Genomic DNA, 16,311 nt, shown 5'->3' on the forward strand with positions numbered 1-16,311 from the left:
AATGAGAGAAGCAGTGATTGTGGCTGGCGCAAGAACACCAGTTGGAAAGGCTAAAAAAGGTTCATTAAAACATGTACGGCCTGATGATATGGGCGCATTGTGTGTAAAAGAAACGCTAAAGCGTGCCGGTGAATACGACGGTCAGATTGATGATTTGATTATCGGATGTGCGACACCAGAAGCAGAGCAAGGGCTGAATGTCGCCCGGAATATTGGGGCGTTAGCAGGTTTGCCGTATACAGTACCTGCCATCACCATTAACCGCTATTGCTCTTCTGGTCTACAGTCAATCGCCTACGCAGGTGAACGAATTATGCTCGGGCAGGCAGAAACCATTTTAGCCGGAGGCGTCGAATCGATGTCGCAAGTCCCAATGATGGGTCACTCCATTCGTCCAAATGCTCTCTTGGCAGAGCAAGCGCCTGAATACTATATGAGCATGGGACACACAGCCGAGCAAGTGGCGCAAAAGTATCAGGTCACACGGCAAGATCAGGATGCGTTTGCGGTAAGAAGCCATCAAAAGGCAGCACAGGCATTGCAGGACGGGAAATTTTCAGATGAAATTGTCCCTGTTGAGGTGACAGTAAGACGGGTAGGAGAGCAGTACCAATTAGAAGAACATCCATTTACGTTCTCACAGGATGAAGGTGTGAGAGCTGGCACAACAGAGGAGATTCTCTCAACCTTACGACCTGCTTTCTCAACAAAAGGCACAGTGACCGCAGGAAACTCTTCGCAGACGAGTGACGGTGCGGCATGTGTGATGATGATGGATCGCGCGAAAGCATCCTCTCTTTCGCTTCAGCCGCTCGCCAAGTTCAGGGCGTTTGCGGTTGGCGGTGTACCACCTGAAGTCATGGGAATTGGCCCGGTTGAAGCCATACCGCGTGCGCTGAAAATGGCTGGTCTAGAGCTGAAGGACATTGGGCTGTTTGAACTAAACGAAGCATTTGCCTCTCAGGCGATTCAAGTCATTCGTCATTTAGGGATTGATGAAGAGAAGGTCAATGTCAACGGTGGAGCGATTGCATTAGGACATCCGTTAGGCTGTACAGGAACGAAACTAACGCTGTCGCTCATTCATGAAATGAAACGACGAAACGAGCAGTTTGGTATTGTGACGATGTGTATCGGCGGGGGCATGGGAGCAGCAGGCATTTTTGAATTGATCTAAAGGGGGAAAACAGAATGAAAGCAATAGAAGAGGTAAAAAAGGGTGGCAGTTTCTTAATTGATGAGACGAATTATGAGCATATCTTTACACCAGAGGATTTCTCTGATGAGCATCAAATGATTGGGAAAACAACAGAGGATTACATTTTACAAGATGTGGTCCCGCACATCGATCAAATTGAAAATCATGAGTTCGAGCATTCTGTTCGCCTCTTAAAAAAGGCTGGAGAGCTTGGATTGCTTGGAGCAGACGTTCCTGAAGAATTCGGAGGTCTTGGTTTAGATAAAATCAGCTCAGCTATCATTACTGAAAAATTCGCCAGAGCAGGCAGCTTCTCTCTTTCCTACGGCGCCCATGTCGGGATCGGTTCTCTGCCGATCGTGCTGTTCGGAAATCAAGCGCAAAAGGAAAAGTATCTGCCAGGACTCGCCTCTGGAGAAACAATTGCGGCGTATGCCTTGACAGAGCCGGGATCAGGGTCTGACGCTTTAGGCGCGAAAACAACGGCAGTCCTGAATGAAGCTGGAACACATTATGTCCTCAATGGAGAAAAACAATGGATCACAAACTCCGCATTTGCCGATGTCTTTGTTGTGTATGCGAAGATTGATGGGGAACACTTCTCTGCTTTCATCGTAGAAAAGGATTTTCCAGGTGTCAAAACAGGACCTGAAGAGAAAAAGATGGGCATTAAAGGATCATCGACAAGAACGTTAATTTTAGAAGATGCCGAAGTGCCAAAGGAGAATTTGCTTGGTGAAGCAGGCAGAGGTCATGTCATTGCCTTTAACATTTTGAACATTGGACGCTATAAGCTGGCTGTTGGCACAATTGGTGCGTCAAAACGGGTCATTCAATTATCAGCAGAATATGCCAATCAGCGAAAGCAGTTTAAAACACCGATTTCTCAATTTAGCTTAATCGGCGAAAAAGCAGCCAACATGTCGGCAAAGCTTTATGCCATGGAAAGTGCTGTATACCGCACAGTCGGCTTATTTGAACAGCGGATGGGTCTATTAAGTGACGAGGAGCAAAAGGACGGGAAACAAATTGCGCAATCCATTGCAGAATATGCAATTGAATGCTCTCTTTGTAAAGTGCTTGGCTCTGAAACTTTAGATTACATTGTGGATGAAGGGGTGCAAATTCACGGCGGATATGGTTTCATGCAAGAATACGAAGTCGAAAGAGCCTATCGTGACTCAAGAATTAACCGTATTTTTGAAGGAACGAACGAAATTAACCGTTTGCTTGTGCCGGGTACGTTCTTGAAGAAAGCCATGAAAGGGGAGCTTCCACTTCTTCAAAAAGCCCAAACCCTGCAAGAAGAGCTCATGATGATGATGCCGGAGGAGCCGGGTGATCAGCCGCTCGATCAAGAAAAATATTTACTCGCCCATGCGAAAAAAATCGCCTTGATGGTGGCAGGCATGGCCGCAATGAAATATGGTAAAGCACTAGAAAAAGAGCAGGAAATCCTTGTGAACATAGCAGACATTGTCAATGAACTGTTTGCTGCTGAGTCCGCGGTCTTGCGGACAGAAAAGGCTATCGCTGCAACAGGCGCAGAAAAGAATGCACAAAAGCTTGCCTATACACAAATTTTCACGCAGGAAGCCTTTTTAAAGATTGAAGCTCATGCGAAAGAATCGTTGATTGCAATGGAAGAAGGAGATTCACTTCGTATGAATCTGTCAGCCCTTCGCAAACTGACAAGATTCACGCCGATCAATGTCATTGCGAAAAAGCGTGAGGTGGCGAAACGAATCTTTGAAGCAGAGAAATATATCGTTTAAAAACGGTTCGAAAGGTGCGGAGTAGGCTTCGCACCTTTTTGTAAGCATACATTTAGGTTTTTAACATGTTTTGTGATAAAATGTTGTCACTATTTGCAGGAGGTGAAAATGGTGGCTTTAGATTTTTATGAATACCCATCTTGCGGTACATGCAGAAAAGCAAAGAAATGGCTGGAAGAACACAATAAAGACATCAACAGCATACATATCGTCGAAGAGACGCCTGATAAAGAAACATTAAAAGCCCTTTACGAAAAAAGCGGTTTAGAGCTGAAGAAATTCTTTAATACAAGCGGACAGAAATACCGAGAGCTGCAGCTGAAAGATAAACTTCCTGCAATGTCAGAGGACGAGCAGTTAGAATTACTTGCATCCAACGGAATGCTGATCAAGCGTCCAATTACAACAGATGGCAAACGAGTGACAGTTGGATTTAATGAAGATACATTTAAAAGCGTCTGGAAATGATGTAACTTTCATTCAGATTGTGGTATCTTCAATATAGACGGAAAGAAAAGACTGGAGGGGTATTGAATGAGCACACCAAAGGATTTACGTTATTCAGAAGAACATGAATGGGTGAAAGTAGAAGGAGATAAGGTGCGTATCGGTATTACGCATTTTGCTCAATCTGAGCTAGGCGATATCGTGTTCGTTGAGCTTCCTGAAGTAGGAGACAAAATCACAGCGGACGAGCCTTTCGGAAGCGTAGAATCAGTCAAAACAGTTTCTGAACTATATGCACCGATCAACGGCACAATCGTTGAAGTGAACGATGAGCTTGATGACAGCCCAGAGTTCGTAAATGACTCTCCATACGAAAAAGCTTGGATGATCGTTGTAGAACCAGCGGATGCATCTGAAATCGAGAACTTAATGACAGCTGAGCAATATGAAGAAATGATCAAAGAAGACTAATTCATGCGAAATTGGACACTCTACCTTTATGGGGGGTGTCCAATTTGTCTTTTCAAAAAGAACAGGTGGATATTACAGAACATGTCACTGGACGATTTAAAGAAAGCGGCATGGTGCTTTTTCATCAAAATGAAGAGATTGGCACGATGATTAGTGAAAATCAATATGAATTAAAATCGGGTTACTCCTATGATCAAAATCGTTTTTATCGTTTGTCAGATACATTGACACATGGAACTGAAAAATATGTAGACTGTGACGATGAAAATGGCTGGTGCTAATCACAAAAAGGCTGCAGTGAGTGAGTGCTGCAGTCTTTTTGTTGCCCAAGTACCCAATCTTTACAACCTGAATGAAAGATTGTAATCTAAGGAAGAAGTGAATCAACGTCAAAAGGGCCGGGTGATCGTGATGAATGTCGAGATAGAAAAGGTCATCATTGTAGAAGGTAAATCAGATAAACAGAAGCTAAAAGAAGTCATAAGTGAACCTGTTACCATCATTTGCACCAATGGCACGATCAGTACATCGAAGCTGGATCAGCTTGTGGACGATTTATTCGGGAAAGACGTTTACATATTAGCAGACAGTGACGATGCTGGCGACAAACTGCGGAAGCAATTTCGAAAAGAATTTCCTGAAGCCCTTCATCTGTTTGTCGACAGAACGTACCGCGAAGTGGCCGCTTCACCGTCAGCCCACATTGCATCTATTCTATTAGCTGCAAACATTGATGTTCATTCGAAATATTTATGAGGGTGACGTATATGAAAGAGATTGAAGAGCATGAATTCAAGGAGATAGAGGACGATTTATTTCTTTTATACTTATATACACCGTTTTGCGGAACATGCCAGCTGGCAAAGAAGATGCTGGCAGTGGTCGAGGCCATGCAGCCGGATGTTCCCTTTTACGAGAACAATTTAAACTATTCACCAGGTTTTGCGAAAGCATTTGAGATCGAGAGTGTTCCGTGCTTTCTCCTGTTTAAAAAGGGTGAGATCGTACAAAAAGGCTATGCCTTTCACTCAGTTCCATATCTTCACGAAGTGATTGAAACCGCTAAATAAAGCGTTTTTTTGTCATATTTCAAGCAATTCATTTGAAAATTTGTCGAGTTATTTATAAAGGACAAGCTGAGGTTTGTAGAGAAATGTTATGTATAACCAAATGACAGGGAGGTTATACATGTGGAAAATGTGAAAGCCCATGGAAACGTAGGGCAGCGATTGCTTTTAAAGCCGCTGCTTTCATCATCATCCTTGAAGATTACATTTGAGGCGGAAACTGATTCTTGTACTTTGATTGTGGATGAGCGTGGTGAAGTGAAGAAACTGCCTGCAATTGAGTTATCAGATCTCATCTTTTATGGTGAGAGGAAAGAAATTCTTCAATTATTAGATGGAGACATGTCCTTGCAGCAGCTTATCAGCAGGGGACAAGTGAAGGTGAAAGGCTCGTTTCGTGCGCTTCTGAGATTAGAAGCAGTCCTTTGGCTGACGAACGGTTTTTTTCGAAAAATGATAACTTAGTCGTTTACTTGGAAATTAGTGATTTACAGCGTTGACATATCTCAAATAGCATGATATTCTACGTTAGTAAAAACATGAACATCACATAAAACAACATATTTTCTCTTATTAAGAGAGGTGGAGGGACGTGCCCTATGAAACCCGGCAACCGTCAGCATAGCTGAAATTGGTGCCAATTCACTCAAAGCCGCAACGCTTTGAAAGATGAGAGAAAGGCGTATTTGAAATAAAAGGCCTTTCTGCTTGCGTTGCAGTTAGGTCTTTTTTACTGACCTGGCGTCTGGCTAGAGTCACGACAGCACGAAGAATAAATGAACGTATGTGATGGCAACCTATAGATTCAGCAAGAAAGCAGGTGAACAGACTGTGATCCATTTACAGAATGTATCAAAAACGTATCATTCAAAAAGCGGAAATGTTGATGCTGTAAAAGACGTCAACTTGGATATCGATAAAGGTGAAATATTCGGAATTATCGGGTATAGCGGCGCAGGGAAAAGCTCCCTTATTCGCCTATTAAACGGTCTGGAGCAGCCAACAGAAGGAATCGTTGAAGTGGCAGGCAACCGGATTAATGAAGTATCGAATGCGAAACTTCGGAAAGCAAGACAAGAAATCAGCATGATTTTCCAGCACTTTAACTTGCTCTGGTCAAGAACAGTGAGACAAAATATTATGTTCCCACTCGAGATCGCAGGTGTACCTGCATCAAAACGGAGAGCTCGTGCAGACGAACTCATTAAATTGGTCGGTTTAGAAGGAAAAGAACATGCATATCCGTCTCAGCTAAGCGGCGGGCAAAAGCAGCGTGTAGGGATTGCGAGAGCATTAGCGAACGATCCAAAAGTTTTACTATGTGATGAAGCCACTTCTGCGCTTGATCCGCAAACAACGGATTCCATCCTTGAGCTTTTAGCCGATATTAATAAACGACTGGGACTCACCATTGTGCTAATCACACACGAAATGCACGTCATTCGCAAAATTTGTCACCGTGTGGCGGTGATGGAGAATGGCCGTATTGTCGAAGAAGGCGAAGTATTACGTGTCTTCAGACAGCCGAAAGAAGAAATGACGAAGCGATTTGTGAAACAGCTTGCTGAACCAGAAGAAGCGAAAGAAACGATTGAGCACGTCCTAGAGCGAGTAAAAGAAGGTCAGGTCGTCCGGTTGTCCTTTATCGGAGATTCTGCCGAACAGCCGCTGATCACGGAAATCATTCGATCCTTCAAGGTCGATGTGAACATCCTGCAAGGAAAGATTTCTCAAACGCAGGAAGGCGCGTTTGGAACACTCTTTATCCATATTCATGGAGACGAGAACGAAGTTGAAAAAGCCATCGCCTATATCCAAAGCAAACAGGTTGAAATCGAGGTGATGACACATGTTTGAGAAATGGTTTCCGAACGTTGACCTAAATGTCATCTGGAGTGCAACAGGTGAAACGGTATATATGACATTCATTGCACTAGCGTTTGCTTTTGTGATCGGGATCATCCTTGGACTATTGCTTTTTCTCACAAGTAAAGGCGGTCTTTGGGAAAATAAACCGATCAATGCTGTCATCGGCGCAGTCGTCAACATTTTCAGATCGATTCCTTTTATCATTTTAATCATTCTATTATTAGGGTTTACCAAACTTATTATGGGCACGATTTTAGGCCCAAATGCAGCGTTACCAGCCCTTGTCATTGGATCAGCTCCTTTCTACGCACGTCTTGTTGAAATTGCACTGCGTGAAGTAGACAAAGGAGTCATTGAAGCAGCACGATCTATGGGAGCGAAAACGTCTACCATTATTTTCAAAGTGTTGCTGCCAGAATCACTGCCAGCCCTTATTTCAGGCATTACCGTAACAGCGATTGCTCTGATTGGCTCTACTGCGATTGCAGGTGCAATTGGAGCAGGCGGACTTGGTGACCTTGCCTATGTAGAAGGATACCAATCTGGTAATACAGATGTCACACTTGTAGCCACTGTGTTTATTCTGATCATCGTCTTTATTATTCAAATAATCGGTGATTTGATTACAAATAAAATTGATAAACGTTAAGGGAGGATTTATTCATGAAGAAATTGATTTTAAGTGCACTATTTCTAGCATTTGCAGGTATTCTAGCTGCATGCGGTTCATCTAATAACGCAAGCGAAAGCAAAACCATTACGGTTGCGGCTTCAAAAACACCACATGCCGAGATTCTTGAAGAAGCAAAACCACTTCTAAAAGAAAAAGGCTATGATCTAAAAGTAAAAGTGCTTAGCGATTATAAAATGTACAACAAAGCGTTAGCTGAAAAAGAAGTGGATGCGAACTTTTTCCAGCATATTCCTTACTTAAACGAAGAAAATAAATCAAACAAAGATTACAACCTAGTAAGTGCTGGTGCAGTTCACCTTGAGCCTTTCGGTATTTACTCTAAGAAATACAAATCAGTAAAAGATATTCCAAACGGCGGCACGATCATCATGACAAACAACGTAGCTGAGCAAGGACGTATGCTTGCCCTATTGCAAAATGCTGGTGTGATCAAGCTTGATCCAAAAGTTGATACAATCAACGCAACAATCAAAAACATCAAAGAAAACCCGAAGAACCTGAAATTCAAAAAAATCGCTCCTGAACTAACAGCGAAAGCTTATGAAAACAGTGAAGGCGATGCAGTGTTTATTAACGTAAACTATGCGATCCAAAATAAATTGAATCCGAAAAAAGATGCTATTGAACTTGAGCAAACAAAGAACAATCCATATGCAAACATCGTGGCTGTTCGCAAAGGTGACGAAAAATCTGAAAAGATCAAGGCATTAATGGAAGTTCTTCACTCTGATAAAATCAAAGAATTTATCGACAAAAAATATGACGGTGCAGTATTGCCTGTATCTGAATAACGACGTGTGAACCTCGCTTTCATGAAAGCGAGGTTTTTTTGTGTATTTTTTCAAATCTCGCTCATAATAAAAACGAACAAATGACCTGAAGGGATGGAATGAAGATGAATGAACAGCATATGAGCGGCTCGATGCAGCAATCACTGACGGATTATAAAACGGCAATGGGTGAATTTCAGAAGAAAATGCCGGTGTTTGGCAAGAAATTCAATGAATTTACGGAGCAGTGCTTCCAGAGTGATTCATTAACGCAAAAAGAAAAACAAATGATTGCCCTTGGCATCAGCATTCATGCACAGGATGAATATTGCATGATTTATCATACAAAGGGAGCGCTCGACCAAGGCGCAACAGAAGAGAATTTGCTGGAGGTTGTCAGCGTGGCGGCAGCGTTCGGCGGAGGTGCCGCACTGAGTCAAGGCATCACAGTTGTTCAGCAATGTATAGATGAATTTGGAGGACAGACGCATTAAAGGAAGAAAAACATGGTATTTTTCCATATAGGGGAGTTGAGTGCTTCTCAGCCGAGTGTGTGAGAAAATATGCCAGTATACCGCGTCATATCCTTTTTGAGTGAAGCAGCATGCATTTGATACAATGAAGCTACACTCGAAAGAAGGGAATGGTTTATTATTTGTTCGGACCAGAGTACACTGGGATTGGATTATACCGCCGAGATGGAAAAGGCCATGCATCAATCTCATGGCATGAGTTATGCAGAGTACGAAAGAGACCATGACTTACGAATGAAAGTAGAACTTAAACGAGAGCAGTCCTATCGAGATGAGAAAAGGCAGCTCGCAAAAATGAATATACGAGGCTATTAATAGCTAAAGGACGGGGAGAAGAGTTTCCCGTCCTTTCTTTATGAAAACAGTCTTTTCGACATAATTCCTTTTATCCACCTGCATTTTTTGTTAGAATTTTGAGAGCAACCCCTCACGCTTGTCGTGAATGTGTTGTATTCACTTTTAATTTGTTATAAAATTAGAATGAGAATAAATTGAGAATAATGATTATTTTGGAGGTATCGATATATGACTGCTTCGACATTAACAATTAAGGACTTGCACGTTGAGATTGAAGGGAAAGAAATCTTAAAGGGTGTAAACCTAGAGATAAAAGGTGGAGAATTCCACGCAGTAATGGGACCAAACGGTACAGGTAAATCGACTTTATCTGCTGCAATTATGGGTCATCCTAAGTATGAAGTAACAAAAGGTAGCATTTTGCTTGATGGCGAAGATGTACTTGAAATGGAAGTAGATGAGCGCGCTCAAGCGGGTCTTTTCCTTGCCATGCAATATCCATCTGAAATTAGTGGTGTGACAAATGCAGACTTCCTTCGTTCGGCTATTAACGCACGCAGAGAAGAAGGCGATGAAATCTCTCTCATGAAATTCATCCGTAAAATGGACGAAAACATGGAGTTCCTTGAAATGGACCCAGATATGTCACAGCGCTACCTAAACGAAGGTTTCTCAGGCGGGGAGAAAAAACGCAACGAAATTCTTCAATTAATGATGATTGAACCAAAGATCGCCATCCTTGACGAAATCGATTCTGGTCTTGATATCGATGCTCTGAAAGTTGTTTCTAAAGGAATTAATAAAATGCGCGGCGAAAGCTTCGGCTGCTTAATGATCACTCACTATCAGCGTCTATTGAACTACATCACACCAGATCACGTTCATGTCATGATGCAAGGACGTATCGTGAAATCTGGCGGACCAGAACTCGCGCAGCGTCTAGAAGCAGAAGGCTATGACTGGATTAAAAAAGAGTTAGGAATTGAAGACGAAACTGTTGGTCAAGAAGCGTAAGCGTTAGGAGGATTATTGATGACATTAGAAACGAAATTATCAGTAGATCAAGATTATGTCAAAAGCTTCTCCGAGAAGCATCAGGAACCGGCATGGATGAGCTCCCTTCGCTTACAGGCACTTGAAAAAGCAGAAGACCTCCCAATGCCAAAGCCTGACAAAACGAATATTTCAAAATGGAATTTAACCAATTTCAAACAGCATACAGTCGAAAGTGCGCCATATGGATCACTAGAAGAGCTTCCAGAAGAAGTGAAATCTTTAATTGATCTAGAAGACACGGATAAAACAGTTTACATTCAGCGCGATCAAACGCCAGCATACTTGTCTCTTTCTACTGAAGCAAAAGACAAAGGCGTGATCTTCACGGATATCCATACAGCGATTCGCGAGCATGGAGAGCTAGTGAAGAAATACTTCATGACAGATGCAGTGAAAGTGGATGAGCATAAACTAACAGCTTTACATGCTGCATTAGTGAATGGTGGAGCTTTCCTCTATGTACCGAAAAACGTAGAGCTTGAAGCACCAATTCAAGCCGTTTATCTTCATGAACATGACGAAACAACTTTGTTCAACCATGTTATCGTTGTAGCAGACGATCATAGTGCTGTGACGTATGTAGAAAATTACATCAGTACAGCTAAGCCGGAAGAAGCGATTTTCAATATCGTCTCTGAAGTGTTCACAGGAGCAAATGCTCGCATCACATACGGTGCAGTGGATAATCTTGCAGAAGGTGTGACAGTCTATGTGAATAGACGCGGTATGGCAAACGGCCGTGATAGTAAAATTGAATGGGCGCTTGGCCTTATGAATGATGGAGACGTTGTGTCTGAAAACATCACAAAGCTCATGGGCGACGGCACATTTGGTGATACGAAATCGGTTGTGGTCGGCAGAGGAAACCAAACAGAAAACTTTACAACAAGCATCATTCACTTCGGTAAAAACTCTGAAGGGTATATCTTGAAGCATGGTGTGATGAAGGATCAAGCATCCTCTATCTTTAACGGAATTGGTAAAATCGAGCATGGCGCTACGAAGTCAAATGCAGAGCAAGAATCACGTGTCCTCATGTTGAGTGAGAAAGCACGCGGTGACGCAAACCCAATTCTTTTAATTGATGAGGATGATGTCACAGCAGGGCACGCTGCTTCTGTTGGACGTGTCGATCCAATTCAACTCTATTACCTCATGAGCCGCGGAATTTCCAAAGAAGAGGCAGAAAGACTTGTCATTTATGGCTTCTTAAATCCAGTTGTTAAAGAACTGCCGATTGAAGGAGTTAAAAAGCAGCTCGTTTCTGTGATTGAAAGGAAAGTAAAATAATGAATATCAAAGACGTTCGTGAGCAGTTTCCAATCCTTCATCAGCAAGTGAACGGACATGATTTGGTGTATTTGGACAGTGCAGCGACATCTCAAAAACCACGAGTTGTCATTGATGCAATGAATGAGTATTACCGGTCTTACAACTCGAACGTCCACCGGGGTGTTCATACCCTTGGCACAAGAGCAACGGACGCATACGAGGGTGCAAGAGAGAAAGTTCGAGCATTCATTGGCGCTTCTTCTGTCCAGGAGATTATTTTTACTAGAGGTACAACAACCGCACTGAATACAGTGGCGATCAGCTATGCAAGAGCAAACCTTAAAGAAGGCGATGAGATTGTCATTACGCACATGGAGCATCATGCGAATATCATCCCTTGGCAGCAGGCAGCGAAAGCAACTGGAGCCACGCTGAAATATATTCCGTTACAGGAAGACGGCACGCTATCGCTTGAAGATGTGAAGCAAACGATCACACATCAAACGAAAATCGTCGCTGTCACACATGTTTCAAACGTACTAGGAACCATCAACCCGATTAAAGACATCGCAAAGATTGCCCACGATCACGGTGCAATTATCGTCGTCGATGGTGCGCAAAGCACCCCGCACATGAAAATTGATGTTCAGGATCTAGATTGTGACTTTTTCGCCTTCTCTGGGCATAAAATGTGTGGACCGACTGGCATCGGTGTTCTTTACGGGAAGAAGGACCTTTTGAATAATATGGAGCCTGCTGAGTTTGGCGGTGAAATGATCGACTTTGTGGATCTGTATGATTCTACATGGAAAGAGCTGCCGTGGAAATTTGAAGCGGGAACACCGATTATTGCAGGAGCAGTTGGACTAGGAAAGGCGATTGATTTCTTAAATGACATCGGAATGGACGAAGTCAGCCGCTACGAGCATCAGCTTGCAACTTACGCGCTTGAGCGCTTTAAGGAGCTTGAAGGTGCAACGGTTTATGGACCGCAGCACCGAGCTGGACTTGTGACGTTTAACTTAGACGACGTCCATCCACATGATGCGTCAACTGTTCTGGATACGGAAGGTGTCGCCATTCGTGCTGGACATCACTGTGCACAGCCGCTTATGAAATGGCTAGGTGTATCAGCGACTGCAAGAGCAAGCTTCTATCTGTACAATACAGAAGAGGAGATTGACGGGCTCATTGCAGCGCTCCGTAAGACAAAGGAGTATTTTACGAATGTCTTTTAATGTAAACTTAGACACACTGTACAGACAAGTGATTATGGATCATTATAAAAATCCGAGAAACAAAGGTGTGTTAAACGACAGCATTGTCGTCGATATGAACAACCCAACGTGTGGTGACCGCATTCGTCTTACGATGAAAATCGAAGACAAAAAAGTCACTGATGCGAAATTTGAAGGAGAAGGATGCTCTATTTCAATGGCATCTGCCTCGATGATGACGCAGGCGATTAAAGGGAAAGATATTGAAACAGCTTTGAAAATGTCTCGGATTTTCTCCGATATGATGCAAGGAAAAGAATACGACGATTCCATTGATCTTGGTGACATTGAGGCGCTGCAGGGAGTCGCAAAATTCCCAGCACGTATCAAATGTGCAACATTATCCTGGAAGGCGCTTGAAAAAGGCGCATCTGCCGAAGATAACGGCAAATCATAAGATTGGAGTGAAAATGGATGGCTAAAAAAATGCCAGATGTTGGTGAATATAAATACGGCTTTTCTGATAAAGACGTTTCCATTTTCCGTTCAGAGCGCGGACTGACAAAAGAGATCGTTGAAGAAATTTCTCGTATGAAAGAAGAGCCTCAGTGGATGCTCGACTTCCGTTTGAAATCTCTTGAGCACTTTTACAACATGCCGATGCCACAATGGGGCGGAGATTTAAATGCATTAAACTTTGATGAAATTACGTACTACGTAAAGCCATCAGAACGCTCTGAGCGTTCTTGGGATGAAGTACCAGAAGAAATCAAACAAACCTTTGATAAGCTTGGGATCCCAGAAGCAGAGCAAAAATATTTAGCGGGTGTATCGGCTCAGTATGAATCTGAAGTGGTTTACCACAACATGAAGCAAGACCTTGAAGATCAAGGAATTGTCTTTAAAGATACAGACAGCGCATTAAAAGAGAACGAAGACATCTTCCGCGAGCACTGGGCAAAAGTCATTCCTCCGACTGACAACAAATTTGCTGCGCTCAACTCGGCTGTATGGTCCGGTGGTTCATTTATCTACGTACCAAAAGGCGTAAAAGTAGATACACCACTTCAAGCATACTTCCGTATCAACTCTGAAAACATGGGTCAGTTTGAGCGTACACTCATCATCGTTGATGAAGGCGCACATGTGCATTACGTAGAAGGCTGTACAGCTCCAGTTTACACAACGAACTCACTTCATAGTGCGGTTGTTGAAATCATCGTCAAAAAAGGCGGTTACTGCCGTTATACAACGATTCAAAACTGGGCAAACAACGTCTTCAACCTTGTCACAAAACGTACGGTATGTGAAGAGAATGCGACAATGGAATGGATTGATGGAAACATCGGTTCTAAGCTGACAATGAAATACCCAGCGGTCATCCTAAAAGGTGAAGGCGCACGTGGTATGACATTAAGTATTGCCCTAGCAGGTAAAGGTCAGCACCAAGATGCAGGTGCAAAAATGATTCACCTTGCACCAAACACATCTTCAACGATCGTATCGAAATCGATTTCCAAACAAGGCGGTAAAGTCACATACCGTGGAATCGTACACTTCGGACGCAAAGCAGAGGGCGCACGCTCAAACATCGAGTGTGACACACTCATCATGGATAACAAATCAACATCTGATACGATCCCTTACAATGAAATCTTAAACGACAACATTTCATTAGAGCACGAAGCGAAAGTATCAAAAGTATCAGAAGAACAGCTATTCTACTTGATGAGCCGCGGAATTTCTGAAGAAGAAGCAACAGAAATGATCGTCATGGGCTTCATCGAACCATTCACAAAAGAACTGCCAATGGAGTATGCCGTTGAAATGAACCGTTTGATTAAGTTTGAAATGGAAGGTAGTATAGGTTAACCGTTGATATACCGGGGATTGAAGGTGTTTAGGCATTACATTTTCATCAAGCACCCACAAAACACCCACAAAATTTAATTATTGAACATACCGCAGATACATTTCCATTGCTTGGTCCTCAATTTTTTTGGTGACATGGAGATACTTATCTGCGGTTGTTTTTATACTAGAATGCCCTAACCGTTCTGATACATATTTAATATTCACGCCAGCTTCTAAAAGGTGTACAGCATGGCTATGTCTTAAAGCATGAGGAGACAGAACGGGAAGATTTGCCCTTTTACAGGCCTCTTTAAAATACTCTCTCACAACATTTGTTTTTAACCATTTGCCCTCATGTTGAAAGAACACAATGTTATTTTCCGGCTGAACATAATTGGTGTACATCAAAACGATTTCGTGTCTGTTAACTCGGTGTTTTTTCAATAACGATACTGTGTGATCATCAAGTTTTATTGTTCTGTAACTAGATTGTGTTTTAGGTGTTGAAATGTAAGGTTGAGTATTCAAGGGATATATAAGAGTTTTATCAACTGTTAACTCTCCATCTTTTAAATTTATATCATCCCATGTTAATGCGAGAGAGCCTCTCCAATCCGTAAACCTGTTCTTGCAATTAAAGTGAAAAGGACGTAATACTGAATTGAATGTGAATATTTTGCATTCTTAACAGGTGTTTTTACTTGATTTAAAAATCTTTCAGTTTGTGAAAGAGTGAAGAATTTTAATGCTTTTTTCTCCTCCTTCTTTTTAGGTATTTTTATATTGATTAACGGGTTTTCTCGAAGGATTCTAAAATCATGTACAGCTTCATTTAAAGCTGAATTCATTATACTGTGGATTCTTCTTATAGTTCCTTCGCTATATTTTTCAATCAATTCATTTAGCCATTTTTGATATTCATTTCGTTCAATATCTCTTAAACGATAATGTTCTCATCTAGGTAGAATATTGATTCTGATAGTTCTTTCTTGTAAAGAGTAGGTAGTTTTTTTTACGGATGGTTTTTTATATACTTCTAACCAAACGGGAAAGTACCCCCCGACTGTTTCGTTTGTTGAATCAAAACCAACATATGCAAGATTGTTTGCCGTTTTTTTCGCAGCGATCCTAGCTTCTTTTTTTGTTTTAAATCCCCTTTTTGATTTCTCTTTATACTTTTCCGTTCTTTTATCTTTATATCTAATTCTATATTCCCACGTACCGTTTTCGTGTTGTCTGAAACTAGCCAAGATAGTTCACTCCCTACTTTTATTTTCAGATCCTTTCAAGAACGTTTGTTCGGTCTTTACTTAAAAAAATACTGCGGTAATTTTGTACAAGTTCTTACGGAATGCCATATTCTTTGAATTCACAATAAGTAATACCCTTTTGAACGGAAGAAAACTGTAAATGCATGGCGGAAAAGTTTGCTTCCAGTTCAATTTTTTCAGTTGAAAAGAAAGTGTTTCTTTTTAAAAAAGGAGTATTAGATTCACTATGAAGTAAAGCATGCCCTAGTTCGTGGGCGCAAACAAAGTAATCACATTTTTCACTTACTTTTCCATTGATATGAATAAATTTTGTGCGAAAATGTTTGCTGTAATATCCCAGGGTATTCCCTAAATCTTCATGAATTGTAATGATGTTAAGTTTGTTTGCAATGAAAAAAGGATCAGATGACTTAAATTTACTTTTTAATTTTGAAACAGTTTTAGTAATATCGCCCATGATGTAAAATATCATCCCTTATCTATATTTTTAGCGAAGCTTTGCAGATTCAAAACAACTGCA

Annotated in this window: 19 protein-coding genes, 1 pseudogene and 1 riboswitch; of the genes and pseudogenes, 18 read left to right on the forward strand and 2 right to left on the reverse strand. The window is 41.8% G+C overall.

What is annotated here, in order from left to right; genetic code table 11:
- Position 1: 1 nt before the first annotated feature.
- The 18 genes from BA1_RS05865 to sufB all read left to right on the forward strand — a co-directional run bounded on the left by BA1_RS05865 (position 2) and on the right by sufB (position 14,538).
- The gene (locus BA1_RS05865) at positions 2-1,177 is read left to right on the forward strand and encodes an acetyl-CoA C-acetyltransferase (protein WP_008356669.1); all 1,176 of its coding nucleotides are present in this window, start codon (positions 2-4) and stop codon (positions 1,175-1,177) included.
- A gap of 14 nt (positions 1,178-1,191) precedes the next feature.
- Positions 1,192-2,973 (forward strand): acyl-CoA dehydrogenase family protein, encoded by a 1,782-nt coding sequence (locus BA1_RS05870; protein ID WP_008356671.1) that lies wholly within the window; start codon positions 1,192-1,194, stop codon positions 2,971-2,973.
- A 111-nt stretch (positions 2,974-3,084) separates the two neighbouring features.
- Positions 3,085-3,441: an arsenate reductase family protein gene (locus tag BA1_RS05875; protein WP_008356673.1), complete on the forward strand. Its 357-nt coding sequence runs from the start codon at positions 3,085-3,087 to the stop codon at positions 3,439-3,441.
- A gap of 66 nt (positions 3,442-3,507) precedes the next feature.
- Positions 3,508-3,891 (forward strand): glycine cleavage system protein GcvH, encoded by a 384-nt coding sequence (gcvH, locus tag BA1_RS05880; RefSeq protein WP_008356675.1) that lies wholly within the window; start codon positions 3,508-3,510, stop codon positions 3,889-3,891.
- A gap of 44 nt (positions 3,892-3,935) precedes the next feature.
- Complete coding sequence (locus tag BA1_RS05885) at positions 3,936-4,172, forward strand: YusG family protein (RefSeq protein ID WP_008356677.1); 237 nt, start codon at positions 3,936-3,938, stop codon at positions 4,170-4,172.
- 130 nt (positions 4,173-4,302) lie between these two features.
- Positions 4,303-4,647 carry a toprim domain-containing protein gene (locus BA1_RS05890; protein ID WP_008347035.1) on the forward strand — a complete coding sequence of 115 codons (345 nt, stop codon included), beginning with the start codon at positions 4,303-4,305 and terminating at the stop codon, positions 4,645-4,647.
- Positions 4,648-4,658: 11 nt separating this feature from the next.
- Positions 4,659-4,961, forward strand: coding sequence for a thioredoxin family protein (locus tag BA1_RS05895; protein ID WP_008356682.1), 303 nt, complete (start codon positions 4,659-4,661; stop codon positions 4,959-4,961).
- Positions 4,962-5,081: 120 nt separating this feature from the next.
- Positions 5,082-5,423, forward strand: coding sequence for an SCP2 sterol-binding domain-containing protein (locus BA1_RS05900; RefSeq protein ID WP_008356684.1), 342 nt, complete (start codon positions 5,082-5,084; stop codon positions 5,421-5,423).
- Positions 5,424-5,525: 102 nt separating this feature from the next.
- Positions 5,526-5,634: riboswitch (SAM riboswitch) on the forward strand.
- Positions 5,635-5,789: 155 nt separating this feature from the next.
- Positions 5,790-6,815, forward strand: a complete 1,026-nt coding sequence (locus tag BA1_RS05905) for a methionine ABC transporter ATP-binding protein (RefSeq protein ID WP_008356686.1) — start codon at positions 5,790-5,792, stop codon at positions 6,813-6,815.
- Positions 6,808-7,476, forward strand: a complete 669-nt coding sequence (locus tag BA1_RS05910; protein ID WP_008356688.1) for a methionine ABC transporter permease — start codon at positions 6,808-6,810, stop codon at positions 7,474-7,476. Before BA1_RS05905 ends, BA1_RS05910 begins: the two co-directional genes overlap by 8 nt.
- A 14-nt stretch (positions 7,477-7,490) precedes the next feature.
- The gene (metQ, locus tag BA1_RS05915; protein WP_008356691.1) at positions 7,491-8,312 is read left to right on the forward strand and encodes a methionine ABC transporter substrate-binding lipoprotein MetQ; all 822 of its coding nucleotides are present in this window, start codon (positions 7,491-7,493) and stop codon (positions 8,310-8,312) included.
- A gap of 104 nt (positions 8,313-8,416) precedes the next feature.
- Positions 8,417-8,785 (forward strand): carboxymuconolactone decarboxylase family protein, encoded by a 369-nt coding sequence (locus BA1_RS05920; RefSeq protein ID WP_003212803.1) that lies wholly within the window; start codon positions 8,417-8,419, stop codon positions 8,783-8,785.
- 216 nt (positions 8,786-9,001) lie between these two features.
- Positions 9,002-9,139 carry a YuzK family famiily protein gene (locus tag BA1_RS19275; RefSeq protein WP_008356693.1) on the forward strand — a complete coding sequence of 46 codons (138 nt, stop codon included), beginning with the start codon at positions 9,002-9,004 and terminating at the stop codon, positions 9,137-9,139.
- A 210-nt stretch (positions 9,140-9,349) separates the two neighbouring features.
- The gene (sufC, locus tag BA1_RS05925) at positions 9,350-10,135 is read left to right on the forward strand and encodes a Fe-S cluster assembly ATPase SufC (protein WP_008356695.1); all 786 of its coding nucleotides are present in this window, start codon (positions 9,350-9,352) and stop codon (positions 10,133-10,135) included.
- A gap of 18 nt (positions 10,136-10,153) precedes the next feature.
- A complete protein-coding gene (gene sufD / locus BA1_RS05930; protein ID WP_008356697.1) occupies positions 10,154-11,467 on the forward strand; it encodes a Fe-S cluster assembly protein SufD in 1,314 nt (437 codons plus the stop codon).
- Positions 11,467-12,687, forward strand: a complete 1,221-nt coding sequence (locus BA1_RS05935; protein WP_008356699.1) for a cysteine desulfurase — start codon at positions 11,467-11,469, stop codon at positions 12,685-12,687. Before sufD ends, BA1_RS05935 begins: the two co-directional genes overlap by 1 nt.
- Complete coding sequence (gene sufU / locus BA1_RS05940; RefSeq protein WP_008356701.1) at positions 12,677-13,123, forward strand: Fe-S cluster assembly sulfur transfer protein SufU; 447 nt, start codon at positions 12,677-12,679, stop codon at positions 13,121-13,123. Before BA1_RS05935 ends, sufU begins: the two co-directional genes overlap by 11 nt.
- A 17-nt stretch (positions 13,124-13,140) precedes the next feature.
- Positions 13,141-14,538 (forward strand): Fe-S cluster assembly protein SufB, encoded by a 1,398-nt coding sequence (gene sufB, locus BA1_RS05945; RefSeq protein ID WP_008356703.1) that lies wholly within the window; start codon positions 13,141-13,143, stop codon positions 14,536-14,538.
- Between the two features lie 78 nt (positions 14,539-14,616).
- Here the strand turns inward: sufB and BA1_RS19845 are convergent.
- Both BA1_RS19845 and BA1_RS05965 read right to left on the reverse strand, forming a co-directional pair.
- Positions 14,617-15,770: pseudogene (locus BA1_RS19845) on the reverse strand (site-specific integrase).
- 94 nt (positions 15,771-15,864) lie between these two features.
- Positions 15,865-16,248, reverse strand: coding sequence for an ImmA/IrrE family metallo-endopeptidase (locus BA1_RS05965; RefSeq protein ID WP_008356708.1), 384 nt, complete (start codon positions 16,246-16,248; stop codon positions 15,865-15,867).
- Positions 16,249-16,311: the final 63 nt, after the last annotated feature.

It is taken from the genome of Bacillus xiamenensis (assembly GCF_000300535.1).
Classification (GTDB): Bacteria; Bacillota; Bacilli; order Bacillales; family Bacillaceae; genus Bacillus; species Bacillus xiamenensis.

What these genes read in the sequence shown, in the direction of transcription:
- BA1_RS05865 (WP_008356669.1), top strand. Translation starts at nt 2, where the DNA reads ATGAGAGAAGCAGTGATTGTGGCTGGCGCAAGAACACCAGTTGGAAAG.
- BA1_RS05935 (WP_008356699.1), top strand. Translation starts at nt 11,467, where the DNA reads ATGAATATCAAAGACGTTCGTGAGCAGTTTCCAATCCTTCATCAGCAA.
- BA1_RS05910 (WP_008356688.1), top strand. Translation starts at nt 6,808, where the DNA reads ATGTTTGAGAAATGGTTTCCGAACGTTGACCTAAATGTCATCTGGAGT.
- BA1_RS05920 (WP_003212803.1), top strand. Translation starts at nt 8,417, where the DNA reads ATGAATGAACAGCATATGAGCGGCTCGATGCAGCAATCACTGACGGAT.
- gcvH (WP_008356675.1), top strand. Translation starts at nt 3,508, where the DNA reads ATGAGCACACCAAAGGATTTACGTTATTCAGAAGAACATGAATGGGTG.
- sufD (WP_008356697.1), top strand. Translation starts at nt 10,154, where the DNA reads ATGACATTAGAAACGAAATTATCAGTAGATCAAGATTATGTCAAAAGC.
- BA1_RS05965 (WP_008356708.1), bottom strand. Translation starts at nt 16,248, where the DNA reads ATGGGCGATATTACTAAAACTGTTTCAAAATTAAAAAGTAAATTTAAG.
- sufU (WP_008356701.1), top strand. Translation starts at nt 12,677, where the DNA reads ATGTCTTTTAATGTAAACTTAGACACACTGTACAGACAAGTGATTATG.
- sufC (WP_008356695.1), top strand. Translation starts at nt 9,350, where the DNA reads ATGACTGCTTCGACATTAACAATTAAGGACTTGCACGTTGAGATTGAA.
- BA1_RS05895 (WP_008356682.1), top strand. Translation starts at nt 4,659, where the DNA reads ATGAAAGAGATTGAAGAGCATGAATTCAAGGAGATAGAGGACGATTTA.
- BA1_RS05870 (WP_008356671.1), top strand. Translation starts at nt 1,192, where the DNA reads ATGAAAGCAATAGAAGAGGTAAAAAAGGGTGGCAGTTTCTTAATTGAT.
- BA1_RS05890 (WP_008347035.1), top strand. Translation starts at nt 4,303, where the DNA reads ATGAATGTCGAGATAGAAAAGGTCATCATTGTAGAAGGTAAATCAGAT.
- BA1_RS19275 (WP_008356693.1), top strand. Translation starts at nt 9,002, where the DNA reads ATGCATCAATCTCATGGCATGAGTTATGCAGAGTACGAAAGAGACCAT.
- sufB (WP_008356703.1), top strand. Translation starts at nt 13,141, where the DNA reads ATGGCTAAAAAAATGCCAGATGTTGGTGAATATAAATACGGCTTTTCT.
- metQ (WP_008356691.1), top strand. Translation starts at nt 7,491, where the DNA reads ATGAAGAAATTGATTTTAAGTGCACTATTTCTAGCATTTGCAGGTATT.